Origin of the sequence: Streptomyces sp. ADI96-02 (genome assembly GCF_003846185.1) — a bacterium.
Taxonomy (GTDB): Bacteria; Actinomycetota; Actinomycetes; order Streptomycetales; family Streptomycetaceae; genus Streptomyces.
Window position 1 is genome coordinate 6,324,825 of the sequence record NZ_ML123034.1, and the last position, 25,724, is coordinate 6,350,548.

Here is a 25,724-nt window from a genome sequence, read left to right on the forward strand (position 1 = left end):
GGTGCTCGGCTCCGTACGGGCGGGGGTCGGAAGGGACGAACAGTCCGATTCTAGGCGTCTGCGCAGGCGGGCGCGGAGTCGGCGGGCTTCCACCGCACCGGTGGGCGGGCTTCTACCGCGCCGGCGGGAGGTGTGCGAGGCGGGCGAGCCGCCGCAGCGAGTCCAGCAGGCCCGCGCGGTCGTACGTGCTGGTCGTGACCAGCACCTCGTCCGCCCCGGTCTCCTTCAGCGCCGTCTCCAGTTGCCCGGCCACCTGCTCCTCCGTGCCCCGGATGTGCCCGGTCAGCCCCTGCTCGTACAACTCCCGCTCCCGGGCCGTCATCGTGAGCGACTCGACGCGCTCGGCCGGGGCCAGCGGAGGGAAGACGCCGTGTGTACGCGAGTACGCCATGGCCCACGCCTCGGGAACCAGCAGCCGGCGCGCCTCCTGCCGCGTCCCGGCGACGGCGACGGTGCCCGAGACGATCACCTCGGGCCGCTCGGCGCGTGCCGAGGGGCGGAAGTCCCTGCGGTAGACCTCGATGGCGCGCAGCACCTTGTCCCGGCCGCGCAGGTCGCCGATGACGAGCGGGAGCCCGGCCGCCGCCGCGACCGCCGCGCCGTCGCCGATCGCGAGGACGTAGGCGGGTATGCGCAGGCCCTCCGCCGGGCGGGCGTGCACCTGCGGATACGTCTGCTGTGTGCCGTCGATCCAGCCCAGCAGCTCGGCGAGCCGTCCGGGGAAGTCCTCGGCGTCCCGCTTGTCGTGGCCCAGGGCCCTGCGGATGCCGTCGGTGAATCCCACCGAGCGGCCGAGGCCCATGTCGACCCGGCCGGGGAAGAGGGAGGCGAGCACCCCGAACTGCTCGGCGACGACGAGCGGCTGGTGATTGGGCAGCATCACCCCGCCGGTGCCCACCCGGATGGTGGAGGTCGCGCCCGCCACGGCGGCGGCCAGGACGGTCGGCGCCGATCCGGCGACCCCCGGCACGCTGTGGTGCTCGGAGACCCAGAAGCGGTGGTATCCGAGGGCTTCGACCTCCTGGGCCAGCCGCACGGTGTCGCGCAGCGCCTGGGGACCGTCCTGTCCCTCGCGGGTACGGGAACGGTCGAGGAACGAGAACCGGGTCGCGGCGATCACAGAGCTCACCTCCCCTTCAACGCCCGCGGCCCGGCGCAATTCCCGCGGGCGGGTATGCGGGGATCCCGGTCCGCGCGGACGGCGGCCGGGCTTCCGGATCGCGGGACAGCCCTAAGCTGGGGGAGTGGACAAGGACGCACGGCCGTCGGCCGTATTCGACCTGGACGGCACGCTCGCCGACACCGCCCACCGTCAGCACTTCCTGGAGGGCGCGAAGCGCGACTGGCGGGGTTTCTTCGCCGCCGCCGTGGACGATCCGCCGCTGGCGGAGGGTGTGCGCATGGTGCTCGACAGCGCCGAGGCGTGCCGGATCGTGTACCTGACCGGGCGGCCCGAGCGCTGCCGTCGGGACACCGTCGACTGGCTGAGCCGGCAGGGGCTTCCCGCGGGCGAGCTGTTGATGCGCCGCGACGACGACCGCAGGCCGGCGCGGCGGATGAAGCTGGACGTGTTGCGCCGGATGGGGCGGTCGCAGGAGGTGCGGATGCTCGTCGACGACGACGAGCTGGTCTGCGACGACGCGGAAGCGGCGGGGTTCGCGGTGGTACGGGCCCGCTGGGCCGACACGTCGGCGGCGCTCAAGGACGCGCAGGAGCGCGAAGGGCGCACCTGACGGCGGGAGCGCATCCGGCCGCCGCCGGGCGAGGAGGCCCGCCTCTGAGCGAGGAGGCCCCGGCGGAAGCCCCGATCCTCCGGTGATGTCCGACGCGCGGCGCGTCAGTCGTTCCCGTCGAGCCGGAAGCCCACTTTCATCCCGACCTGGAAGTGCGCGATTCGGCCGTCTTCGATGTGGCCGCGCACCTGCACGATCTCGAACCAGTCGAGATTGTGCAACGTTTCCGCCGCTCTTGCCACGCCGTTGCGGATCGCGGCGTCCACTCCTTCTTCGGAGGTTCCTACGATCTCGGTGACCCGATAGGTGTGATTGGACATCTTATGTCTCCTCTCCTGTGGTCAGGTTGCCTCAATCCGCAGTGCGGCGCGAGGGGGCGAGTCGGGCGAATGAGGAGGAGCCCGCGCCTTGACCTACGCAATGGTCCATACCAAAATTCGGCCAAACGCCCGTGCGAGCACCGCCCGCAATCCCCCACACCGGGTTTTGATCTCGTCGTGCTGTTCCGCAGAAGGTGACCAAGTGAAGAACCGCGTACTCGCCGGAGCCGTCGCGCTCGTCTCGTCCGTCGCGCTCGGCGGATGCGGCTACTTCTCGGACTCGGGCGGCGGCGACCGCACGGTCACCGTCTGGCTGATGAAGGACAGCGTCTCGCCCGGCTTCCTGGAGAGGTTCACCGCCTCGTACGAGAAGGACAACCCCTCGATCGAGCTGGACTTCGAGATCCAGGAGTGGAGCGGCATCGGACCCAAGGTGATCGCGGCGCTGGAGGGCGACGACGCACCGGACGTCATCGAGGTCGGCAACACGCAGGTCGCGCAGTACGCGGAGAGCGGAGGTCTGCGCGACCTCACGCTCGAATCGATGCGGGACCTCGGCAGCGAGGACTGGCTGCCCGGCCTGGCGCAGCCCGGCAGCATCAACGGAGTCCAGTTCGGCATCCCGTGGTACGCGGCCAACCGTGTGGTGATCTACAACAAGGACCTCTTCGAGCAGGCCGGCATCGACTCCGTGCCGAAGACGCGAGCCGAGTGGACAGCCGCCGGCGAGAAGCTCAACACGCAGGGCAACCAAGGCATTTACCTCGCCGGTCAGAACTGGTACGTACTCGCCGGATTCATCTGGGACGAAGGCGGGGAGCTCGCCGAGGGAAGCGGCGGCGAGTGGCGGGGAGCGCTGGACAGCCCCCAGGCGCTCGCGGGCATGGACTTCTACAAGGAACTCCAGGCGCTCGGCGACGGCCCCCAGGACGCGGACGAGGAGCAGCCTCCGCAGACCGACGTGTTCGCCCGCGGAGACGTCGCCCAGATCATCTCCGTACCCGGAGCCGCCGCCCTCATCGAGCAGAAGAACCCCGAACTCAAGGGCAAGCTGGGCTACTTCCCCATTCCCGGGAAAACCTCCAAGGAGCCGGGCTCGGTCTTCACCGGCGGCTCCGACCTCATCGTGCCGAAGAACGCCGACCAGCGCAGCGCCGGCATCGACGTCGTCAAGGCACTGGCCGGCGAGACGTGGCAGAAGGAGCTCGCCACCACGATGAGCTACGTCCCCAACAAGCCCGCCCTCGCCCGCGTCATCGGGGGCGAGGAGGGCGCCGCCGCGCAGGCGGCGGGCGCCACCCGCGGCCGTGCCACCCCCAACTCGCCGCAGTGGGCCCGGGTCGAGGCGGAGAACCCGATCAAGCCGTACATGACGGCGGTCCTCCAGGGCGGCGACCCGGCCCGGGAGGCGAGGGCGGCCTCGGAGCGGATCACGGTGCTGCTCACCGGCGGCTGAGGCCGCCGCACCGCCCCGGAACCGCCGCACCGCCCCGGAACCGCCGCACCACCCGGGAGCCACCGGAGCGGCCGGGCGGTGCGGCGCGGGCGGCCGGGGTCAGACCGCCGTGGCCAGCGACAGGGCGAACCGCCCCGCCGAGTCCGTCCACCACTGAGCCAGCCGCAGCCCGGCGGCGGCCAGTTCGTCGCGCACGTCCTCCTTGCGGAACTTCGCCGAGACCTCCGTACGCAGTTCCTCACCGGCCTCGAACAGCACCGCCAGATCCAGCTCCCGGATCTTCACGCTGAGCGCCCGCCGGGCACGAAGCCGCATCTCGATCCACCGGTTCTCCGGGTCCCACACGGCGACGTGGTCGAAGGCGTCGAGGGGGAAGTCGGCCGCCAGCTCGCGGTTGACGACGTTCAGCACGTTCTTGTTGAACTCCGCGGTCACCCCGGTCGCGTCGTCGTACGCCGCGACCAGCGTCTCCTCGTCCTTCACCAGATCGGTGCCGAGCAGCAGCGTGTCGCCAGGCGTGAGCAGGGAGCGCACCGACTGGAGGAAGGCGGCCCGCTCCTCGGGCAGCAGGTTGCCGATCGTTCCGCCGAGGAAGGCCACCAGGCGCGGCCCCGGAGTGCCGGGCAGTGCCAGCCCGCCGGTGAAGTCGGCGATCAGGGCGTGCACGGAGAGCTCGGGGCGCTCGGCCAGCAGCGCCTCGGCCGCCCCGGTCAGCGCGCTCTCGCTCACGTCCACCGGCACGTAACTGTGCAACCCGGGCAGGGCGTCCAGCAGATGACGGGTCTTCTCCGACGAACCGGAGCCCAGCTCGATGACGGTCCGGGCGCCCGACGCGGCGGCGATCTCCTCGGCGCGCGCCTCCAGGATCTCCCGCTCGGCCCGGGTCGGGTAGTACTCGGGGACCCGGGTGATCTCCTCGAACAGCTCGCTCCCGCGCGCGTCGTAGAACCACTTCGGCGGAAGCGTCTTGGGGCTGCGGGTCAGACCGCTGAGGACGTCGGTGCGCAGCGCCGCGTCCGTCGCGTCCAGCGGCAGGGTGCGGGTCAGCAGGAATGGGCTCACGCGGCGGGCTCCTTGAGCGGGGTAGGGAAGACATCTGCGGAGGTCGCGACCAGCAGGGTGCGGTCGGGGACCTCGCGCCAGCGCGGATCGTCGTCGTACGGCTCCGAGGCCACGGTGGTGCAGCGGCCCGGAGTCGTGAGGTACCAGAGGGAGTCGCCCCAGGCGGTGGCCACAATAGCGGCCCCGTCGGTGAGCAGCAGGTTCAGCCGGGAGCCCGGCGCCGCCGCGGCGACGTCCCGCACCGTCGAGGCGACGGCCGTCGGCACGTCGTCCCCCTCGGCGATACGGCGGCGTACCAGCGCCCAGATCAGCGCGGAGTCGCTGCGGGCGGCGAGGGACAGCAACTCCTCGGCGGGCAGGGCGGCGGCCAGTGGCGCGAGCGACGCGGGCCAGCCCGCCACGGCCCCGTTGTGGCTGAACAGCAGCCGTCCGGCGGCGAACGGGGCTGCCGCGGCCTCCCCGTCCGCGCCCGCCTCGGTGGCGTCCCGCACGGCGGCCAGCAGCGCGGAGCTGCGCACCACACGGGCGAGATCGGCGAACGTCTCGTCGCCCCAGACGGGACCCCGTCGCCGGTACCGTCCCGGAACCGGGTCGCCGTCCGCGTACCAGCCGACGCCGAAGCCGTCGGCGTTGACCGTGCCGTGGCGTTGCCGCCGAGGCTCCCAGGACTGGCGCACCAGCCCGTGCGGCGGCGCGCTCACTATCTCCCCGATCGCCACCTGTTCGCCCACGTAGGCAATATGACGGCACATCAGGCGTCCCTCGCGGTCCGGAAGCCGGAGAAGATCTGCCGCCGCACCGGGAGGTCCCAGTTGCGGAACGTGCCCCGGCAGGCGACCTGGTCCACCGCGAACGAGCCGCCGCGCAGCACCTTGTGCCCCGGACCGAAGAACACCTCCGAGTACTCCCGGTACGGGAACGCCACGAAGCCGGGGTAGGGCAGGAAGTCGCTCGACGTCCACTCCCACACGTCGCCGATCAACTGCCCGGCCCCGCACGGCGCGCGGCCCGCCTCATACGCTCCGGCCCGCGCCGGGCGCAGGTGCCGCTGCCCGAGATTGGCCCGCTCCGGCGTCGGATCCTCGTCGCCCCACGGATAGCGCAGCGACCGCCCGGAGACGGGATCGTGCCGCGCGGCCTTCTCCCACTCGCTCTCGGTGGGCAGCCGCCGACCCGCCCAGCGCGCGTACGCGTCCGCCTCGTACCAGGAGACGTGCAGCACCGGCTCGTCCACGGGCACGGGCTCCGTGACGCCGAAACGGCGGCGCAGCCACTGCCCGGCGTCGCGGCGCCAGAACAGCGGTGCGGACAGATCGTGTTCGCGGACCATGGCCCAGCCCTCGGGCGCCCACCAGCGCTCGTCCGCGTACCCGCCGTCCTCGATGAACCGCTGGTACGCGCCGCAGGTGACGGGCGCGGTGTCCAGCCGGAACGCCGCCACCTCACGCCGGTGCGCGGGCCGTTCGTTGTCCAGGGCCCAGGGTTCGGCGGACGTCCCCATCATGAAGGGGCCGCCGGGGACGAGGACGTCGGCGGGCAGCGCACCGGCGTCCGCGGGCGCCGGCGGGGCGGGCGCGGTGAGCACCGCCGGCCCCGACCGCAGCTGATGCGTGATCAACATGGTCTCGTCGTGCTGCTGTTCGTGCTGCGCGATCATCCCGAAGGCGAACCCGGCCCGCTCCAGCGGACGTCCACCGCCGTGCAGCGGAGCGCCCTCCAGCAGGTCGAGCGCCCTGCCCCGTACCTCCGAGGCGTAGGCCCGCGCCTCGGCGGGCGCGAGCAGCGGAAGCGAGGGACGGGCGGCGCGCGGGTGCTCGAACGCGTCGTACAGGCCGTCGATCTCCGGCCGCATCGCGTCCCGGCCGCCGACGGCGCGCAGCAGCCACTGCTCCTCCTGGTTGCCGATGTGGGCCAGGTCCCAGACGAGCGGAGACATCAACGGGGAGTGCTGGGCTGTCAGTTCACCGTCGTCGACGCTGTCGGTGAGCAGTGCGGTGCGGGCGCGGGCCGCCTGGAGCGCGTCGAGCGCCCGGCTGCGCAGCGCCTCGTGGTCCTCGACGCCCGGCGCGGCCGGGAAGCCGTCGGCGGCGAAGGCCGTCGGCACGGCGGCGGAGTCGGAGGGAGCACGGTGGTCGGTCATGCTGAGGTCACCCTTCCGGAATGCGGCGGAGTCGTCGGCCCCGTCCCCGGGCCGTCCGCGGAGCCGTCCGGCGCCGCCCCGGCCACCGGGCCGGTCAGCAGGCTCGGATCGGTGAGATCGCCCGGTTCGGGCAGGTCGTCCGCCGGACATCGGCCCCGTGCCACGTACCGGTCGGCGAAGTCCGCCACGGCGGACCGTACGGCCTCGCTCGCGCCCATCCGCTCCAGCGCCGCCGAGGCGGTGTCGAAGCAGACGGTGGCGGCGGCCCGCAGCTCCGGGTCGGACAGCCCGTCGCGGGCCGCCGTCGTCCAGAGGGCGTTGCGCGGCGGCGGTGCGGAGCCCGCCGACTCGGCCAGCGGTTTCACGGTGCGGTACACGGTCTCGGCGGCCTCCGGGTCGTCGAACAGGGCCGTGGCCACGGCGAGCGGCACCAGCCAACCGTCCGCGCCGCTCTGTGCGTCGATCATGCGCAGTTCGAGATGCCCGCGCGGCCTGACCGGCGGGAACAGCGTGGTGATGTGGTAATCGAGATCGGCCCGGACCGGCGGCCTGGGCGCACCGCCACGGATCCACTCCCGGAAGGTGAGCCCCTCCGGCACCTCCCACGGCCCCTCGTCACGCCGGACGCACATCACGGTCGTGTCCAGCACATGGGCGGCCCAGGCGTCGCGCGGGGCGCGCCCGCCGCCCGGCGCGAGCGTCCGCCCCGGGTCGAGATCGGCCCACAGCGCCTGCCGCGTGGACCGCCAGCCGGTCCGCCGGCCCTGCCGGAACGGCGAGTTGGCGAACGAAGCGACCAGCACCGCGCCCAGCAGATGCGCCAGTTGCCAGCGCCGTGCGAAACCGAGCGGCCCCGGCTCCTCCTCGCCCGCGTCCAGGCAGACCTGGACCGACGCGGAGGTGCACATCATGGCCCGGCCGGACGGGCCGAAGCGGTCGAGCGCCGCCTCCATCGCCTCGTACCGCGGTTCGCGCAGCCTGCGCAGCGGCTCCTGCCACGGATCGACGCCGAGTCCGACGAGGGCGAGGCCGGACCGGGCGAGCGTCGAGCGCACGGCGGCCAGATCCGCCGCCGTCGTCTCGACGCACTCCATGAGCGAACCGGCCGGCTGCGAGCTGAGCTCCAGCTGCCCGCCCGGCTCGAACGTCAGGGCGGCACTCAGCGGCAGGGCGCGCAGCGACTCCACAGCGCCGTCCAGCCGCTCCTGGGCCACCCGGAGCGCTGGACGCTCCCGGTCCTGGATGAGCCATTCGAGTTCCACCCCGACGATCCGGGGCGGTCCCGTCTTGAAACATATGCCGCGCAGTAAATCCTCCGCCGCACCCACGTCGAGGGGCGCGGATTCCGGGCGCGTGCCGGAGCCGCCGGGAACTTCCACGGACATGAGACGCCTCCTTGTCAGTTGCGTACCTACCAGCGAAACCCGTACCCGGAGATCGCACAAGAGTGCCCCGCGACACCGGAAATCCCGTAGCAGCCACACACGTCCCATGACCAGCATGCGCCAAATGCACCACACGGGGGGAGCACCGGTCCGCCCCCGGCCCCGCCCTCCCGCGCCGCTCGGCTGTGCCACGGACGCGTACGCCGCCTCGGACCCGGCGGAGGGCGGACCGGGCGCGGCGCGGCCGGATCCGGCCGCGCACCGGCGGACCGGGCCGTAGCCGGGCGGGCCGGTCTGGAAGACTGCCGCACGCCATGAGCCAGTTACCCAAGCAGCCCGCCGAAGTCTCCGTTCCGACCAGCGCCGATGTCGCGCGCCTCGCCGGAGTGTCCCGGGCCACCGTGTCGTACGTACTGAACAACAACTCGACCGTCCGGATCAGCGAACCCACCCGGCGCCGGGTCAGGGAGGCCGCCCTCCAACTCGGCTACGTCCCGCACGCCGCCGCACGCAGCCTGCGCGCCGGGCACAGCCGGGTGGTGCTACTGCCCACGGGCCGCCTGCCGGAAGAGCCGCTGCACCACTTCTTCCAGGAGCTGCAGGCCGGACTCCGCGGCCTCGACTACACCGTCGTCCAGTACGGCAACGCCGGCCTCGCCGCCGACGAGTCGGCCAGGGCCTGGGCGGAACTGCGGCCCGTCGCCGTCGTCGTCCCGCCCGGTATCACCCTCAGCCCGCACGGTACGGAGGTGCTCATCCGCTCGGGGGCCAGAGCGGTGATCACCCTGGGGCCCGAGCCGGTCCCCGGGGCCCACGGCCTGGTCATGGACCAGCGGCTGGTCGGCGGCAGCGCCGTGGAACACCTGCTGGCACGCGGCCGGCGCCGCATCGGCGTGGTCATGCCGCAGGAACCGGGCCTCGCCTCCTTCAGCGAGCCCCGCCTCGCGGGGGCCCGGCGGGCGGCGGAACGCACGGGCGCGCACGTCCGGCCGCTCCCGCTGCACTACGAGGAGCAGTCCGCGACCCGCCTGGCGGAGCGCTGGCGGGACCTGCGGCTGGACGCCGTGTTCGCGTACAACGACGCCTACGCCATGCTGCTGATGCGGGCCCTCCAGGACGCCGGAATCGACATACCCGGGGACACGGCGCTCGTCGGCGCCGACGACCTGCTGCTCGGGCGGCTGCTGCGGCCCCGGCTGAGCACCGTACGGATGGAACTGGCCATTCCGCAGCCGCTCGCCGAGACGATCGACCGCCTCGTCCACCACCCGGGCAGCGCACCCGAGCACCACGATCTGCTGCGTACCAGCGCCGTCCACCGCGAATCCAGCTGACCGCACGCCCCCGCCGCCCCCGGCGCGACGACATGCGCGGCGCACGGCGGATGTCTAGCGTCGGGGGCATGAGCCATCCGCAGAGCTACGAGCTCCTTCTGGTCCCCGAGCACAGCAGGACGGGCGGCGGCCCCGGGCGTGCGGTCCGGTCCGCGGTCGTGGCCGCCACCGGCGACACCGGCGAGTCCGGCTATCCGCGGTACGAGGGCGGAGGCATTGCGGCGGACATCGATCCGGCGACCCACACCGTCGAGGCCGTGCTGATCGACGGCGAAGAGCTGGACTACGGGATGTCGGTGCGCATCGCGGCACACGGGGCCGAGGACCTGGCGGAACCGGCGGAACCGGTGCCGGGGACCGACGCCGAGGAGCCCCCGGACCACGGCTCGACCCTCCGCGAGCCCGGCCTCCCGGGCGGCGCTGGACCCGCGGCCCCCTGACACCCGCGGCCCCCTGACACCCGCGGCCCCCTGACACCCGCGCGTCCGGGCCCCCGCACGTCAGGCCGGCAGCGCTCCTTTGCCGCGGCGGCCGGCACGGCGGAGGGGCCCTGCCGACCGGAACCGTGTCCTTCCCGACCGGCAGGACCCCTCGCCCACCGTGCGCCGCAGGTGCGGCGGCTACGCCTGCTCCGCTCCGCCCTGACCGGCCGCCGCCTGCTTCTGCTCCTCGACGGACTTGCGGACCTCGTCCATGTCCAGCTCGCGCGCCTGGCCGATGACGTCCTCCAGAGCCGCCTCGGGCAGCGCGCCTGGCTGTGCGAAGACCGCGACGTTGTCCCGGACGATCATCAGCGTGGGGATCGACTGGATGTCGAACGCCGCCGCGAGCTCCTGCTGCGCCTCGGTGTCGACCTTGGCGAAGACCAGGTCCGGGTGGCGCTCCGAGGCCGAGTCGTACACGGGTGCGAACTGACGGCACGGGCCGCACCAGGAAGCCCAGAAGTCGATCAGGAGAAAGTCGTTGTCGGTCACGACCTGGTCGAAGTTTTCCTTGGTGAGCTCTACGGTGCTCATGCTCTGCTACCTCTTCCTTGTGCCGTTCGGGCGTGTCCGGCACAACGGTGACTGCGCTGGCGCTATTCCGCCTGCCCATGTGGCCGGAGGGCACACCCGCGACGACACTGTTTCCATGACTGATGCAGCAGAGGTTTCCGAGTACGACGTGGTCGTCGTCGGCGCGGGTCCGGTGGGGGAGAACGTGGCCGACCGGGCCCGTGCCGCCGGGCTGAGCACGGCGGTGGTCGAGAGCGAGCTGATCGGCGGCGAGTGCTCGTACTGGGCCTGCATGCCGAGCAAGGCCCTGCTGCGCCCCGTCGTCGCCCGCGCCGACGCCCGCCGCGTCCCGGGGCTCAGCGCCGCCGTCCAGGGACCGCTGGACGTGGACGCCGTGCTCGCCCACCGGAACGACGAGACGTCGCACTGGAAGGATGACGGCCAGGTCGCCTGGCTGGAGGGCATCGGCGCCGACATCCACCGGGGCACCGGCCGCCTCGCCGGTCCCCGCACCGTGACCGTCACCGCCGCGGACGGCTCCGTGCGCCGCCTCACCGCCCGCCACGCCGTCGCCGTCTGCACCGGCACCCGAGCGGTCGTCCCCGACCTCCCCGGCGTCGCCGAGGCCCGCCCCTGGACCAGCCGCGAGGCCACCAGCGCCAAGGAGGTGCCCGGCCGGCTCGCGGTCGTCGGCGGCGGAGTCGTCGGCGTCGAGATGGCGACCGTCTGGCAGGCCCTCGGCGCCGAGGTGACGCTGCTGGTACGCGGCGACGGGCTGCTGCCGAAGATGGAGCCCTTCGCGGGCGAGCTGGTGGCCGAGGCGCTGACGGAGGCCGGAGCCCGGATCCGTACCGGCGTCTCCGCCACCGCCGTGCACCGCGCCGCACCGGACGGCCCGGTGACCGTCGAGCTGGACGACGGCGACCGGATCGAGGTCGACGAGATCCTGTTCGCCACCGGCCGCGCACCGCGCACCGACGACCTGGGCCTGGAGACGGTCGACCTCAAGCCCGGCTCCTGGCTCACCGTCGACGACAGCTGCCGGGTGGAGGGCTCGACCTGGCTCTACGCCGTCGGCGACGTCAACCACCGTGCCCTGCTGACCCATCAGGGCAAGTACCAGGCCCGTATCGCGGGCGCCGCCATCGCCGCCCGCGCCGTGCGGACGACGCCGCTGGAGACGGACCGCTGGGGCGCGCACGCCGCCACCGCCGACCGCGCGGCCGTCCCGCAGGTCGTCTTCACCGACCCGGAAGCCGCCTCCGTCGGCCTCACGCTGGCCGAGGCGGAGGCGGCCGGACACCGCGTCCGGGCCGTGGACTACGACCTCGGCTCCGTCGCGGGTTCCGTCCTGTACGCCGACGGCTACCGGGGCCGGGCCCGCATGGTGGTGGACCTGGACCGCGAGGTCCTGCTCGGCGTCACGTTCGTCGGACCCGGGATCGGGGAACTGCTGCACTCGGCGACGGTCGCGGTCGCCGGAGAGGTCCCGATCGCCCGCCTGTGGCACGCGGTCCCGGCGTACCCGACCATCAGCGAGGTGTGGCTGCGGCTGCTGGAGGCGTACCGGGACGGGCCGGCGCCGGCGTAACCGCCCGGGCGGCCTGCTCGCTCCGCCGCCGGCCCCGGCCCCTCGACGTCCAGGGCGAGGGGCGGGTGCGGGCGTGGTCCGGGGCGGGGCTGGACCCTGCCGTCGCGCCGGGGAAGCCCTCATGCCGAGGCTCAGGCCGTTTCGATGGGCGGCTGCACGCTGCACGCGCCGCAACCGCTGCAACCCCGGCAGGACGTCGAGGAGGACGAGGACAGCGAATAGGTGGATCCGCTCTTTCCCGCCGTGTCGCGCACGGCGGTCACGGTGATGTCGCCGAGGTCCAATACGTCGAGGCCGAAGGACGCGGCGATGTCTCGGAACGTCATGTGTTCTCCCGGTCGAGTGAGAGGGAACAGGGCGGGCTCGATGCGCCGCTTCGGCAGCGTAGATCAGGTGGTTTGGTCGACTTCCTTATATTGAGAGGGAGTTGACAGAGTGTTGAAGCTTCTGGGCGGCCCCGGAGTGGCCGTTCCTCTTGGCCCGACGTGCAGGTGAAGGCGCGGGGCGAGACAATGCGCCAGGGCCTTCCGTCCCCTCTTCGGTTCCGAAAGCAATCGCGGACTTCCCGGGTTCTCACGGGACGGACGTTTTGCGCCGCACCGAACGCCGAGTGGGACGATCCAAGCGTTGTACGGCGTGGATCCGGCGACTTATGGCCGGGGAGGTCTCCGGCCATGGGTCGGATCCACGGGCGATTGCGGGCCCGGACTGTGCGGTCGACACTTGAGGTGGGGGCACGGGGAGCCTACGGAGGATGTGCGCGAAGTATGGCTGTAGCCGACAGTGCAGACAACGAGGACGAGGGCCCGGACGTCTACGAGGACGCGGACACGTACGTGGATCCGGACACGTACGAACTCGTCGTCCCGGAGGACGACGACGTCAATGAGGGTCCGTCAGATGTCTTTCTCGACGTCCCCACTCTCCATCTCGACGAACTCGGCCTGGAGGTCGAAGATCTCCGCGCTCGTGTCTCGCTACAGGCCGAAGTGCTGGATCTGCTGAAGCTGAACGTCGGCGCCGACGTCCAACTCGGCCGTGTCCAGTTGGATATCAAGGGCGTCGACGTCCAGGCGCAGCTCAAGGTGCGTCTGCACAACGTGGCTAACATCCTCGCCCGCGTCCTGGAGACCGTCGACCGCAACCCACAGATTCTGGAACAGCTGACCCGCGGTGTGGGCGCTGCCGTCGAGGAGGTCGGAAGCGGTACCGGCCGAGCGGTCGGCGAGTTGGGCGAGGGTGCCGGAGCCGCGGTGGAGGAGGTCGGCGAAGGGGCCGGCGGCGCCGTCGAAGAAGTGGGGCGTGGGGCCGGATCGGCGGTCCAGGACGTCGGCGAAGGTGCGGGGAGCGCGGTGGAGGACGTCGGCGAGGGAGCCGGTTCCGCGGTGGACGACGTGGGGCAGGGCGCCGGGGCGGCGGCGGAGAACGTCGCGGAGGGGGCCGGTGCGGCTGTCGAGGACGTGGGACGCGGCGCGGGCTCGGCTGCTGACAAGGCCGGCGGCGGTGTCGCAGATGTCGCCGGGGGCGCTGACGACGTGGTCGACGGGGCACGGAAGACGGTCGACGACGTGGGTGAGGGCGCGGGGAAGGCGGTGGCCGACGCGGGCGAGGACGCCGGTGCCGCGGGGACCGGCGACAGCGTTGAGCGGGCTGCACGGCCCCGTGACGCACATGGCAGAGGCAAGTCCGCCGCGCATGGGGACAAGTCCGTGCGCGGAGACAAGTCCGCGCATGGAGAAGCCGCCGACAACCGCAGGAGCGGCAGGAAACAGGTCCGTGCGGCCGAGGTGGGGACTGGCGGCGACCACGCACGCAAGGGTCGGGCCCCGATCAAACCACGGCGTCGCCCGACGCACCGACGAGAGCGCTGAGAGGCCGTGACGCCACTCGAATGGCGTCACCGGGACAAGGCGCGGACAGTGGGAAGTGAGGCGTTGCAGAGAGTGCTCCGCCTGGGGCGCCGACACCTCGATTCGCTTCCGCTTCCGCCACACAGTGAGCGGGCGGAAATCTCCCCGGAAGAGGAATTCCTCATGACAGTCAACGAATCCGACAGGACTGGCACGTCAGGGACCGGCAGCGGTTCGGTGAAGGGCAAGACGACCATAGCCGACTCCGTCGTCGCCGCGATCGCGGGCATAGCCGCGCGTGAGGTGTCCGGCGTGTACCGGATGGGCGGGGGCGTGTCCCGTACGTTCGGAGCCGTGAAGGACCGGGTTCCCGGTTCGAGCGACACCCGACGAGGAGTAAGGGTGGAGGTCGGCGAGAAGCAGGCGGCCATCGACCTCTCCATCGTCGTCGAGTACGGGTCGTCCATCAGGGACGTGGCCCGTGAGATCCGGTCCGATGTGAGCGGGGCCGTGGAGTCCATGGCCGGTCTCGAAGTCGTCGAGGTCAACATCGCTGTCGTGGACGTGCATGTGCCGGGCGACGACAGCGACGACGAGGACGAGGACGAGAAGCAGAGTCCCTCCCGGGTCCAGTAGTCCTGTCCGGCCGGGCGGGTACGGGACGCCTCTGTCCCGTACCGCCGGGTGCCTCGGACGGAAAGGCAGCCGGAAGGCATCCGCATAAAGGCTTTCACCTCGGGTGGTCGCCGCGTCATGGCGTGCTCGTGAGGAGAGTTTCCCCGAACACCGGACCGGACGACGGTCGTTGGTGCCGTGCCGGATCCATCGACGAGCCTTCAAGGTGGCGTTCTTATGGATGACAAGACGAAAGTCGCATTGGCCTCGGCGGTCGCCGGTGGCTACCTGTTGGGCCGGACGAAGAAGGGCCGTCTCGCGCTGAGCGTCGCGATGTTCCTGGCAGGGAAGAGCTTCGGCCTGGAACCGCGACAACTCGCCATCGAGGCGGCCAAGCGACTGGGTGAAGTCCCGCAGGTGGCGCAGTTGCAGGAGCAGATCCGCGCCGAAGGACTCGACGCGGCGCGCGGTGCGGTGACCGCCGTGGCCAACCGCGGTGTCGGCTCGCTCGCCGACGTGATCGGTGAACGTGCGCTGGGGCTCAGCGGCAAGGGAGATGACGACGAGGAGGAAGACGAGGAGGAAGAGGAGGAGGACGAGGAGAGCCGCGACCAGGAGGAGGAAGAGGAGGAAGAGGAGGGCGAAGCCGAGGACTCGGCAGCTGAGGACGAGGAGCCCGAGGACGAGGAGCCCGAGGACGAAGAGGAAGAGGACGAAGAGGAAGAGGACGAAGAGGAAGAAGAGCCCGAGGACGAAGAGGAACCGGAAGAGGCAGAGGAAGACGAGGGCGAGGAGGAAGACGAGGGCGAAGAGGAAGAAGAGGAGCCGGAGCCCGCGCCCGCTCGGCGTCATCGTCGAACGCCCCGCAAGGAAGCCGCGCAACCCGCCAGAGACAGAAGGGCGACGAGCAGGGCTCGAAAGAGCGCACCTGCGAAGAAGGCGGCTTCGGCGAAGAGGGCAGCTCCCGCCAAGAGGGCAGCCCCCGCCAAGAAGGCCGCGCCCGCCAAGAAGGCGGCAGCCAAGAAGGCGGCCCCGGCGAAGAAGACCGCTCGTACTCCGGCGAAGAAGGCTGCCGCGAAGAAGGCCGCCGCGAAGAAGCCACCGGCCAAGAAGACAGCCGCGAAGAAGGCCGCGCCCGCCAAGAAGGCCGCAGCGAAGAAGACCGCACCCGCCAAGAAGGCGAGCAGCCGGTCGAGGTCGTCGGCCGGCAAGACCGCGAAGAGCACGGCCAGCCGTTCACAGCGCCGGAGGTAGCCCGCCATGACGAAGACCGAGACCGAAGACGCCCCGCAGCAGGACGAGGAGACCGCCGTCAGCAGGCTCCGGGACGAGGTGGTCCACTACGTGGGGGCCCAACTCGACCGGGCGGCCGGAATGGTCGGCCAGAAGCTCACCGACGTGACCGGACAGCTCAACGACGTCGCTGAGAACGGTGGCCAACTGCCCGCGATCGGATCGCGCATACTCCAGGGCGAATCGCCGGTACGGGCCTTTCTGGCGGAGAAGACCAAGGCGGCGACGAGTGGTGTGGCCGACAAGGTGAAGGAAACCCTCGGCGGAGGCCGTAGTGAGGGCAAGGCGGGTGACACGAAGGTGACGAACATCGTCGAGGTGCTCGACGTAGGCGTTCCCCTGCGGGTCGCCTACGACCAGTGGACCCAGTACGAGGACTTCAGCAGCTTCACCAAGGGTGTGAGCAGCGTATCGAGGGACGACGAGACGACGAGCAAGTGGAAGGCGAAGGTCGGCCCCTCGACCCGCAGTTTCGAAGCAACCATCCAGGAACAGGTGCCGGACGACCGCATCGTATGGACGTCTGAGGGCGACAAGGGCACCACACACGGGGCCGTGAGCTTCCACGAACTGGCTCCGAACCTGACGCGCATCGTCCTCGTCGTCGAGTACTACCCCTCCGGCTTCTTCGAGAAGACCGGCAACCTGTGGCGCGCGCAGGGACGACGCCTGCGGCTCGACTTCAAGAACTTCCAGCGTTACGTGACGCTCACGGAGGAGGAACCGGAAGGCTGGCGGGGCGAGATACGCGACGGCGAAGTCGTCCGCACGCATGAGGAGGCCATGGAAGAAGAGGAGGCCGAGGAGGACGCGGACGACGAGGAGTACGACGACGAGGCCGAAGAGGACGAGGGCGAAGAAGCGGAAGACGAGGACGGGGATGAGGACGAAGAAGCCGACGAAGAGGAGGACGACGGAGAGGACGACGACGTAGAGGACGACGACGAAGAGGACGACGACGAAGAGGAGGAACGGTGACGGCCGTGACCGTTCCGTTCCTCATCAGGGGGCGTCGGGGGCGTCGGGGGTGTCGGTCAGTGGCGCGGGCTCCAGCGGAACCAGCGCCGCACTCCGACCACGGCGACGGCCGTCCAGGCGAGAGCGGCGAGCACGAGGCGGACCTGGTCCCCGACGTCGAGGCTGCCCGTCCAGCCGCCGCGCAGCAGGTCCATCACGGGTGAGAAGGGCAGCCAGGCGCTGATGTCGCCCGCGATGCCCGGCAGCACCTCACGCGGCACGAACATTCCCGAGCCGACCATGCTCACCAGCCAGAACGGCAGGAACGTCAGTTGCGCGCTCTCCGCCGTACGGGTGACCGCGGCCGTGAGAGCGCCGGCCGCGACGAGCAGCGCCGCTCCGATCACGAGCCCGAGCACCGCCAGGTGCGGCGCGGCCGGCGCGGGCGGGTCCAGGACCACCGTCAGGCCGATGACGAGGAGCACGGACTGCACCAGGGCGAGGAGCAGAGCGGGGAGCGCCCCGCCGACGAAGATCTCCCAGTCGCGGACCTCGCCCGTGCGCAACCGCTTGAGCACCAGGCTTTCGCGCCGCGTCACGTAGACGCCTACCAGGTTCGAGTAGATCGAGAAGATCAGCGCCAGGCCCAGTGAGCCCGGCAGCAGGATGGTGGCGATCGACAGACCGGTGCCGCCGAGATCCAGGCTCTTGACCATGCCGCGCATCGAGAAGGCCGTCACGGCGGGCACCAGGAGCGCGGTGATCAGTGCGGCCCTGCTGCGGAGGAGGAGGGTGAGTTCGGCGCGCCCGAGGGCGAGGAGGCGGGAGGCCGTGGTGGTGGTGGCGGGTGCGGGGGTGGCGTGGGCGGCGGTGGTCAGGGTGGAGGTCATGAGGTTTCCTCGGTGTCCAGGTTCTTGGCGATGTCCATGAACGCCTCCTCCAGGGAGGCCGAGCGGGCGTCCAGGGCGAGCAGGGCGACGTTGGCCTCGTGGGCCCAGGTGAGGAGCCAGGTCGCCGTGTGCTGGAGGTCGCGGGTCTCCAGGTGGACGGTCCGGCCGGTGGTCTCGTGGCGGGTGACGCCCATCTGCTGGAGCGGCGGCAGGTCGCCGAGGAAGCGGTCGTCGGGGAGGTGGAAGCTGATGCGGGAGGGCCGTTCGGCGACGACGTCGGCGACGCGGCCGGTCGTGGCGATGAGCCCCCGGTGCATGATCGCCAGCCGGTCGGCCAGGTGTTCCGCCTCCTCCAGGTAGTGGGTGGTGAGCAGAACGGTGGTGCCGTTGGCCTTGAGGTCGCGGATCAGATCCCAGGTGTCGCGGCGGGACTGCGCGTCCAGGCCCGTGGTCGGTTCGTCCAGGAACAGCACCTCCGGACGCCCGAGCAGGGCGAGGGCCAGGTCCAGACGACGGCGTTCCCCGCCGGAGAGCTGCTTCACGCGCACGGCGCTCCGGCCGGTCAGCCGGGTCAGTTCCAGGGCCTCACCGGCGGGGCGGGCGCCGCTGGTGCAGCCCGCCCACATCCGCATGGTCTCCAGCACGGTCAACTCGGTCGGGAAGCCGCCCTCCTGGAGCATCACCCCGATCCGAGGCCGGACCTTTGACCGCTGGCGGAAGGGGTCGTGGCCCAGCACCCGTACGCTCCCGCCGGTGGGCAGCGCCTGGCCCTCCAGCAGTTCCAGCGTCGAGGTCTTGCCCGCTCCGTTCGTACCCAGCAACGCGAACAGTTCCCCGCGCGCCACGGTGAAGTCGACGCCGCGCACGGCGTCGAACCCCTGATAGCTCCGTCGCAGACCGACGGTTTCGATGACGGTGTCCATGCACCCCACACTCCCGCCACTCTCAGGCACACGGCAGTGCGGTCTGTCACCGCTTCCCATGACGGATGTCACGGCCTCCGAGCTGATGCCCCGTCCTGAGGTCCGGACCGTCGGAATCTCCTAGGACCTTTCCCCGGTACGTCCTGCCCGATGGAAGGCTTTGCATGGATTTTAAATGTTTTTTGGTCATTCTGGAGGATACGAATGCGTCTCTCGCCTCTCCGATTTTTCGCCCGCCGGGCGGTGTCGTCGTCCCTGGCCGTGTCGCTGGGAGTGTCCCTGCCCTGGGTGGCGGGCGTGTCGGGCGTCGGAGGCGTAACGACGGCGTCTGCGGCTCCGGCCTCCGGGGCGAGTGGCGGCGGGTCGCTGTCGGCCGCCATGGGGGCGCTGGGCGGTGCGGTGGACGAGCGGACGGGCGAGGCGCGGTTCGCGCCCTCGTTGGGGAGCGTCTCGGGACCGGCCGACTCCGGACTGGCGGTGAACGCGCAGTTCTCCCAGCTTCTGTCCGCCGCTGGGGTGGACCGGTACGGGCTGGGCGCGGGGATGTCGCTGGGGTTGCCGTTCGTGGACGTGGAACGGGGGGTGCTGGTGCTTGCGTCGGGTGAGCACCGCATGGATGCCTCGGCGGAGACGGGATTGAAGGACTACAAGCTCAAGGACGTTTCCCTGAAGGCCGTCTCCGCCACGGCCCCCGTGCCGCACGCGTACACCCTGGAGTCGCTGAAGGACGGGTCGAAGCAGTACTTCGACGGTGTGGGCGATCTGGTGGGAGTGCGGGACCGGTTCGGGCATGTCACGAAGCTGACCTGGAAGCTGATCAACAACAAGCACCGGCTGGAATCCGTGACCGGCGGGTGGGGCTCCAGGCTGTCGGTGACGTACGAGGGCTCGAAGGTGACGTTCACTTCGCCGAGGCGCTGGGGTCAGGCGAAGGCCCCGCAGACGGTGGTGGAGCGTTCGCAGGGCCGGATCAAGTCCGTCACGGACGCGGCGGGTCAGAGGACCGGAGTGGAGTGGACGGTCAAGGGGACGAACGCCGTGGTGGTGCCTGCGGCGGTGGTGGCGCCGACGGGTGCGCGGACGGAGTTCACCTACGGCGAGTCGGAGGCGCGCTCGGGCGGGGTGGTGGCGGTGTCGAAGGTGGAGGTGAGGAACTCCGCCAACCGGGTCCTCCTCGATCCGGTGACGGTCAGCCTGAATCCGGACGGGGCGAACGGTGGCCGGAACTACACGGGATGCCCGCAGTACTGCGCCGACGGCACGGACCGGCTGGAGAACTCGGGCGACGGCTCGTTCACGTACCGGGTGCGCTTCTCGCAGACGAACGGCCAGGAGGTGGAGCGGGCCTACAACGCCCTGCACCTGCTGAAGAGCGAAGTCGCGAGGGTCCGAGTGGGGTCGCAGACGAAAGAGGTGTCGCGGACGGAGTTCTCGTATCCGGGGGAGACGCCGGACGGGGCTCCGCCGACGGCGATGAAGGCGCCGGTCAACTATCAGTTGCCGACCGAGGTGAGAGCGACCACGATCGATCCGAACGACCCTTCCCGGACACGGGTGACGGAGGCTTCCTCGCGGTTCGACGCGCTGGGTCGGCTCGTGGGCTCGGTTCAGGGAGGGCTGGAGACGACGACCGAGTTCGGACAGCATTCGATCCCGGTACGGACCGAGACGAGGGACACCGCGACCGGAGCCCGCCAGGTGGTGGAGAACTCGCTGACCGGGGACGGGAAGGCCATCGCGAAGTCGGTCACGAGGGCCGCCGCGAAGGGGACGGACGAACTCAGGACGGTCTCCGCGCAGCAATTCGAATACCACACCGGTGAGCTGGCCGGTGAGGTCTCGAAGGTCACGGCCACCGGCGATTCGACGGCCAGGGGCGGCGACCCGGGTGCGGCCGTCACATCGACCCGGAGCACTCTCGACAAGGACGCCGACGGCGTCGGCCGGCGGACGGACACCGTCACGGGGACGGACGGCGTCACGACCGTCACGGTGTCGGATCTGGCCAACGGGGCCACGCTCTCGGAGAAGGTCGGCGATCTGGGCGAGGCCAGTGCGGAGTACGACGTAGCGGACCGTCCGACGAAGTCGACCGGCCTGGACGGCGCGGTCACGACCGTGACCTACGCGATGGGATCGGGGGGCGGCTCCACGACGAGCCGCCGAGCGTCCGACGGCCTCGCGTCGCGGACGACGACGGACGAGTTGGGGCGGAATGTCCTCGCGGAGTCGAACTACAAGCCGTCCGGCAACGGAGGAAAGGGAGCGATCCTGTCCGAAGGGCAATGGCTGCGGGTCGTGGCCGCCGAGTTCGACACCTCCGGCCGGCAGGTGAGGAGCATCGACGGCGCCGGGCGGGTGACGAGGACCGAGTACGACGCATGGGGCCTGCCCTCGCAGGTCACCGGGCCCAACGGTTCCCGAACGGTGTCATCCCACGACGGCGTCGCGGGCACCACGACCAGGCAGTTGGTGCCGGCAGGAAGGGCCGGGGCATCGGTCACCAGCACGGAGACCGTCGACGACCGGGGAAATCCGGTCAGGTCCGAGACACGGTTCGGCGACGGTAGCGCCGGCGTGGTCTCCGAAAGCAGCTTCGACGCCTTCGGCAGACCGGTGAGTTCGGACCACAGCACCAGTGCCTTCACCGCCGACCACGCCTATACACCGGCCGGCCCGTCCGAGTCCGACAGTCTCTCGCCCCGCCGGGCCGGCGTCGGGCAGAGCGCCAAGGCCGAGTATCTGCGTGACGCCTTCGGCAACAAGACCAGGAAGACCCTCACCTCCCAGGGCGGCTCCACCTCGGGGTTCACGACGAAGTTCGACGCGGCGGGCCGGCCGGCGCAGGTCTCCCTGCCCGGCGAGGACGCGACGTTCTCGATGGCCCACAACCCGGTGAACGGGTTGGCGGAGTCGATGACGCGGTCTGACGGATCGGTCGCCCACCGCCGTTCGGACGGGGCCGGCCGCGCGGTCGAGGCGTGGACATCGCCGAAGGGCGACCCGGGCGCGAAGGACGGGCACGTGCGCACCGCGTACGACCCGGTGACCGGGAAGCCCGCCGAGCAGTGGGTCGTGGGAGACGAGGCAGGTTCGAGGATCGCTTACGCCTACTACCCCGACGGCAAACTGAGGGAACGTACCGATCCGGGCGGGAAGAAGACCGCCTTCACCTATACCGACGACGGCGAAATCGCCACGGCCACCGACCAGAGCGGTGCGGTGGCCGCCTATACCTACGACGCGACGACCGGCCTGATCAGCGGGGCGGTCCAGACGCGCGACGGCAAGGAGCTCGCCCGGGTCTCCTACACCCACGACACCTCCGGTCGCCTCGTGAGAGCCGATCGCGGCAACGGCGCGACGAGCACCTACACGTACAACGACGTCGGTCTGCCGACCGGTGAGAAGCACACCGGGCCCGGCGGTGAGGTCATCGCCGAGCACGCCTACACCTACACCTCGGACCGCAAGCTGCTCACCGGCATCGCCACCGTCGGCGGGAAGAGGACCGCGACCGCCCACACCTACGACGCCGAGGGCCGGCTGTCCCTGACCCACGTCACCGAGGGAGACCGGCCAGGCCAGGGGACCCTCGTCGGCCGGACCGCCTACGCCCACGACCTGGCCTCGAACGTGACGGAACAGCAGACCACCACCCGGGCCCCCGACGGCACCGAGAAGACCACCACGACCCGCTACACGCACGACCCGAAGACGTCCCGCACCACCGCCGTCACGGTCGACGGCCAGGAGAAGCGGCAGACCTACGACACCGCAGGTCGTCTCACCGAGGCCGCCGACGGCACCCGCCACACCTACAACACCACCGGGCAACTGGTCGAGACCCGGGCCCCCGACGGCACCACGGTGACGAACGCCTACAACGCCGCGGGGGAGCGTGCCACCCAGACCACCCGCACCCCCGACGGCCGGGCGAACACGCTCACCTTCCACCCGGGCACCGAGACCGATCAGAACGGCGCCACCGCCACCTACCTGACCGGCGCCACCCGCGAATCACGCACCGTCACGCCGGCCGACGGCCAGAATCCGCAGACGGGCTACTACCTGACCAACCGCCACGGCGACAAGACCCACACCCTCGGTGCGAACGGCACAGAAACGAGCCGGAGTGCCTACACCGACCACGGCCGCCCACTCACGCCCGCCGCCCGCACCGGGGCCATCACGGAGAACCCCTACGGCTACGCCGGCGAGTACACCACCCCCACCGGCCACCAGCCCCTCGGCACCCGCTGGTACGACCCGAAGGCAGCAGCCTTCACCGGCCCCGACACCCCGGCCGCCGGCATGCTCAACGCGTATGCCTACGCCACCGGCGACCCCGTCAACTTCACCGACCCCACCGGACGGAGCCCCAAGGACGCCTGGGACTGGAGCCAAGTCGGCATCGACTTCCTGTTCCTGGGACTGAACGTCGCCGCGTTGGCGCTCGGGCCCACTCCTTACGGGCTTGTCCTCAAAGCAGGAGCGGTAGCGGGCGGTCTCGCCCTCGGTCTCGACACCCTCACCATCCTGAACAAGTACTTTGGATTCCTTCCGGAGGAAGCCAGGAAGCCGTTTGAATATGCCGGTTATGCTCTGACGGCAGTGGACGTCATAGGCGGAATATACGGCGGCGCTCTGCTCGCCGGAAAAGCGGCGTCGAAGTTCACCATGCCGCCCATGGCGGAGGGGCAGGGTTCCGCCTTCGGCGGAAACCTCGAAGGGCTCGCGAAAGGGATTTCCAAGAAGTGCAAGAAGGATGGTTATGGGTGCGCTGCCCCTGCCGGATTCATCGCCGACGTGTTGAACGGAAAAAGCCCCGGACTCGACTGGTCCCAAGCGGAAGGGAGGCTGGTGGTGAGGAGTTCCTTCGAGAAGGGGATGGGGCGCAAGTTCAGCGGTCCCTACACGCGCTCACAGCTCACGACGCATCTAGCCGGACAGCAGCCGGGAACCCATGGAGTCGTCCTCGGGGCATTCAGCAGTCGGAGGAATTTTCTCACGAAGGGGCTCACTAGGATCGCGAATTTCTTCGATACGAACGGTGAAGTGGGTCATTACTTCAATGTCGTCAGATTGGCGGACGGTTCCGCAGCTGTCGACGGATTCACGGGAAAGGTCCTGGACCTTTCTGTGAAGGTCGAATCGAGCAACTATGCCAACAGATTCTATTACATGGACATGGGAGAGGTCGCGGGCGGGGTGACGGCCAATCGCGGATGGAGTCCCACGGTCGCGAACATAGGCGACACTCCTCCTCCTCTTACCGAGTGGGTGGTTCCTGACTTTCCTGAGAACTGGGTTCCCTTTTAGGGAGGCGTGAATGCATGAGGCCGGTCAGCCGATCACGTGAAGGGGAGCGGGCACCCGAGCCGCAGTCGACGCGCCGCACGTGCCCGCGCACCGAGGGCTCCCTGCCTTGCCGCCTCAGCGTGCCGGGCCCAAGCTGGAGGTATGGGTGATCAGCCGGGACCCACGCCCGTCGCCGCTGTCCAGGACGCGATCCATCTGGTGGAGGCAGCGGGGACCCGTGCGGGCGGGACACCCGCCTCGCAGCTGGCCCGCCTGGCCGGGCTGCCGCAGGCCGAGGCCGAGCCCCTGCTGCGTACGCTCACCGACGAGGGATACCTGAGGCGGCTGGACGACGGCGCGTACGTCACGGGCGGCAACCTGGGACACCGGCCCGCGGTGGAGCCGGGGACCGGGCCTGCGGGACAGGACCTGCTCGACCGTGTCCGCCCGGCCCTCGCCGGACTGCGGGACGAGACGTCGGCCGCCGCCTATCTGACCTTCTACGAGGACGGCGAGATCAGGGTGGCCGAGATCGTGGACGGACCGCGAGCGCCGCGCGTCGACCTGTGGGTGGGGTTCGCGGACGCCGGGCACGCCACGGCCCTCGGAAAGTGCGTCCTGCGGCAGCTGGACGGCGGGGAACGCGACGAATACCTCTCGCGGCACCCTCTCGACGGGCTCACCCCGCGCACCATCACCCGCCACGACGAGCTGATGCGGAACATCGACCTCGCCGTCCCCGCGCCCGTCGCCATGGACCGCGAGGAGTACGTCCTCGGAACCGTCTGCATCGCCGTGCCGGTTGCCGGCGCGCAGACGGTCGGATCCCTCGGCATCTCCTTCCGCGCGGACCGGATGTACCGCGGCAGCCAGGTGCGCGAGCAACTGCTGACCTCGGCGGAGCAGGTGACGCGAGGGCTGACCCTGCCCATCTGACGACGCGAGGGCGCATCCCGGCCTCCCGGACGGGCAGCCCCCGGCCCGACCGGGAGGCCGGGATGCGCCGGACTCCATCCGTACGCCACCGGGTGTGTTCGGCACCCGGTGGCGTACGGACACGGGGTCAGCTCGGCCGGCGCAGCTCCAGCGTGCAGCACTTGACGCTGCCGCCCGCCTTGAGGAGTTCCGACAGGTCGACGCCGATCGGATGGAATCCGCGCTCGCGCAACTGCTCCGCGAGCCCGGTGGCGTTCTGCGGCAGGACCACGTTGTACCCGTCGGACGTGGCGTTGAGCCCGAAGGCCGCGGCGTCGTCCGCCGAGGCGATCACAGCGTCCGGGAAGAGCCTCCGCAGCACGGCGAGGCTGCCGGGCGAGAAGGCCCGCGGGTAGTACGCGACGGTCGAGTCGTCGAGCACGGTGAGCGCCGTGTCCAGGTGGTAGTAGTCCGGATCGACCAGCGTCAGCCCGATCACGGGCCGCCCGAAGAACTCCTGCGCCTCGTCGTGGGACCGGGGATCGCTGCGGAATCCGGTGCCCGCGAGCAGCCGGTCGCCGACCGTGAGGTAGTCGCCCTCTCCTTCGTTGACGAGGTCCGCGGTGCGGACGTCGGGGAACCCGTTGTCGCGCAACCAGGCGTGGTAGGCGGGCCCTTCGGCGATGCGCTCGGCGTCGCGGAAGCGGGCGGCGAGCGCCCGTCCGTCGACGACCGTCGCGCCGTTGGCGGCGAAGACCATGTCGGGGAGACCGGGTACGGGATCGATCGTGTCGACGGTGTGCCCGAGGTTCAGGTAGACCTCGCGCAGTCGCTCCCACTGGGCGATGGCCAGCGGGGTGTCGACGGGCTTCGACGGATCCATCCACGGGTTGATGGAGTAGACCACGTCGAAGTAGGTGGGCCGGCACATGAGGTAGTGCCGGGCACGTGCGGTACGCATGGG

Annotated in this window: 22 protein-coding genes; 11 read left to right on the top strand and 11 right to left on the bottom strand. The window is 70.9% G+C overall.

The genetic code is table 11. The annotated features are described in order from the left end of the window. Positions 1-112 precede the first annotated feature (112 nt). A complete protein-coding gene (locus EES43_RS27670; protein WP_124271284.1) occupies positions 113-1,129 on the bottom strand; it encodes an LLM class flavin-dependent oxidoreductase in 1,017 nt (338 codons plus the stop codon). A 115-nt stretch (positions 1,130-1,244) separates the two neighbouring features. Between EES43_RS27670 and EES43_RS27675 the strand changes: the two genes are divergently transcribed. Next, positions 1,245-1,733: a phosphatase domain-containing protein gene (locus EES43_RS27675; RefSeq protein ID WP_124271285.1), complete on the top strand. Its 489-nt coding sequence runs from the start codon at positions 1,245-1,247 to the stop codon at positions 1,731-1,733. 104 nt (positions 1,734-1,837) lie between these two features. On the opposite strand, the gene EES43_RS27680 is transcribed toward EES43_RS27675, so the two are convergent. Further along, positions 1,838-2,053: a dodecin gene (locus EES43_RS27680; RefSeq protein ID WP_124271286.1), complete on the bottom strand. Its 216-nt coding sequence runs from the start codon at positions 2,051-2,053 to the stop codon at positions 1,838-1,840. Between the two features lie 202 nt (positions 2,054-2,255). Between EES43_RS27680 and EES43_RS27685 the strand changes: the two genes are divergently transcribed. Then, positions 2,256-3,509, top strand: coding sequence for an extracellular solute-binding protein (locus EES43_RS27685; RefSeq protein WP_124271287.1), 1,254 nt, complete (start codon positions 2,256-2,258; stop codon positions 3,507-3,509). Between the two features lie 99 nt (positions 3,510-3,608). Here EES43_RS27685 and egtD read toward each other — a convergent pair whose 3' ends face one another. From egtD to egtA, 4 genes are read right to left on the bottom strand one after another with little or no spacing between them, the layout of a single operon-like run. Next, a complete protein-coding gene (gene egtD, locus EES43_RS27690) occupies positions 3,609-4,571 on the bottom strand; it encodes an L-histidine N(alpha)-methyltransferase (RefSeq protein ID WP_124271288.1) in 963 nt (320 codons plus the stop codon). Next, on the bottom strand, positions 4,568-5,323 hold the full coding sequence (egtC, locus tag EES43_RS27695) for an ergothioneine biosynthesis protein EgtC (RefSeq protein ID WP_124271289.1): 756 nt from the start codon (positions 5,321-5,323) through the stop codon (positions 4,568-4,570). Before egtC ends, egtD begins: the two co-directional genes overlap by 4 nt. Beyond that, positions 5,323-6,711 (bottom strand): ergothioneine biosynthesis protein EgtB, encoded by a 1,389-nt coding sequence (gene egtB, locus EES43_RS27700; RefSeq protein ID WP_124271290.1) that lies wholly within the window; start codon positions 6,709-6,711, stop codon positions 5,323-5,325. The genes egtC and egtB overlap by 1 nt, the downstream gene beginning before the upstream one ends. Continuing rightward, positions 6,708-8,096 carry an ergothioneine biosynthesis glutamate--cysteine ligase EgtA gene (gene egtA, locus EES43_RS27705; RefSeq protein ID WP_124271291.1) on the bottom strand — a complete coding sequence of 463 codons (1,389 nt, stop codon included), beginning with the start codon at positions 8,094-8,096 and terminating at the stop codon, positions 6,708-6,710. Before egtA ends, egtB begins: the two co-directional genes overlap by 4 nt. Positions 8,097-8,410: 314 nt before the next feature. On the opposite strand from egtA, the gene EES43_RS27710 reads away from it, so the two are divergent. After that, complete coding sequence (locus tag EES43_RS27710) at positions 8,411-9,430, top strand: LacI family DNA-binding transcriptional regulator (protein ID WP_124271292.1); 1,020 nt, start codon at positions 8,411-8,413, stop codon at positions 9,428-9,430. A 68-nt stretch (positions 9,431-9,498) separates the two neighbouring features. Next, positions 9,499-9,870 (top strand): hypothetical protein, encoded by a 372-nt coding sequence (locus EES43_RS27715; protein WP_241192547.1) that lies wholly within the window; start codon positions 9,499-9,501, stop codon positions 9,868-9,870. Between the two features lie 180 nt (positions 9,871-10,050). On the opposite strand, the gene trxA is transcribed toward EES43_RS27715, so the two are convergent. Beyond that, the gene (trxA, locus tag EES43_RS27720) at positions 10,051-10,446 is read right to left on the bottom strand and encodes a thioredoxin (RefSeq protein WP_124271293.1); all 396 of its coding nucleotides are present in this window, start codon (positions 10,444-10,446) and stop codon (positions 10,051-10,053) included. Positions 10,447-10,561: 115 nt separating this feature from the next. Between trxA and EES43_RS27725 the strand changes: the two genes are divergently transcribed. After that, complete coding sequence (locus EES43_RS27725; RefSeq protein WP_124271294.1) at positions 10,562-12,016, top strand: dihydrolipoyl dehydrogenase family protein; 1,455 nt, start codon at positions 10,562-10,564, stop codon at positions 12,014-12,016. 131 nt (positions 12,017-12,147) lie between these two features. Here EES43_RS27725 and EES43_RS27730 read toward each other — a convergent pair whose 3' ends face one another. Next, the gene (locus EES43_RS27730) at positions 12,148-12,342 is read right to left on the bottom strand and encodes a thiazolylpeptide-type bacteriocin (RefSeq protein WP_124271295.1); all 195 of its coding nucleotides are present in this window, start codon (positions 12,340-12,342) and stop codon (positions 12,148-12,150) included. A gap of 348 nt (positions 12,343-12,690) precedes the next feature. Here EES43_RS27730 and EES43_RS31605 point away from each other — a divergent pair, with 348 nt between their 5' ends. From EES43_RS31605 to EES43_RS27750, 4 genes are all read left to right on the top strand, one after another. Continuing rightward, positions 12,691-13,887, top strand: a complete 1,197-nt coding sequence (locus tag EES43_RS31605; RefSeq protein WP_346774333.1) for a hypothetical protein — start codon at positions 12,691-12,693, stop codon at positions 13,885-13,887. A 162-nt stretch (positions 13,888-14,049) separates the two neighbouring features. Beyond that, entirely contained in the window at positions 14,050-14,502 is a 453-nt protein-coding gene (locus EES43_RS27740; RefSeq protein WP_124271296.1) for an Asp23/Gls24 family envelope stress response protein, read from the top strand. A gap of 216 nt (positions 14,503-14,718) precedes the next feature. Then, a complete protein-coding gene (locus EES43_RS27745) occupies positions 14,719-15,735 on the top strand; it encodes a histone protein (protein WP_124271297.1) in 1,017 nt (338 codons plus the stop codon). A 6-nt stretch (positions 15,736-15,741) separates the two neighbouring features. Then, a complete protein-coding gene (locus EES43_RS27750; protein WP_124271298.1) occupies positions 15,742-16,752 on the top strand; it encodes an SRPBCC family protein in 1,011 nt (336 codons plus the stop codon). 56 nt (positions 16,753-16,808) lie between these two features. On the opposite strand, the gene EES43_RS27755 is transcribed toward EES43_RS27750, so the two are convergent. Continuing rightward, positions 16,809-17,621 carry an ABC transporter permease gene (locus EES43_RS27755; protein WP_124271299.1) on the bottom strand — a complete coding sequence of 271 codons (813 nt, stop codon included), beginning with the start codon at positions 17,619-17,621 and terminating at the stop codon, positions 16,809-16,811. Further along, the gene (locus EES43_RS27760; protein ID WP_124271300.1) at positions 17,618-18,544 is read right to left on the bottom strand and encodes an ABC transporter ATP-binding protein; all 927 of its coding nucleotides are present in this window, start codon (positions 18,542-18,544) and stop codon (positions 17,618-17,620) included. Before EES43_RS27760 ends, EES43_RS27755 begins: the two co-directional genes overlap by 4 nt. Before the next feature lie 204 nt (positions 18,545-18,748). Here EES43_RS27760 and EES43_RS27765 point away from each other — a divergent pair, with 204 nt between their 5' ends. Together EES43_RS27765 and EES43_RS27770 are read left to right on the top strand one after the other, a co-directional pair. Then, complete coding sequence (locus EES43_RS27765; RefSeq protein ID WP_124271301.1) at positions 18,749-23,866, top strand: RHS repeat domain-containing protein; 5,118 nt, start codon at positions 18,749-18,751, stop codon at positions 23,864-23,866. Positions 23,867-24,007: 141 nt separating this feature from the next. Continuing rightward, positions 24,008-24,781: an IclR family transcriptional regulator gene (locus EES43_RS27770; protein WP_124271302.1), complete on the top strand. Its 774-nt coding sequence runs from the start codon at positions 24,008-24,010 to the stop codon at positions 24,779-24,781. Between the two features lie 127 nt (positions 24,782-24,908). Here EES43_RS27770 and ddaH read toward each other — a convergent pair whose 3' ends face one another. Then, positions 24,909-25,721, bottom strand: coding sequence for a dimethylargininase (gene ddaH / locus EES43_RS27775; RefSeq protein WP_124271303.1), 813 nt, complete (start codon positions 25,719-25,721; stop codon positions 24,909-24,911). Between the last annotated feature and the right edge of the window lie 3 nt (positions 25,722-25,724).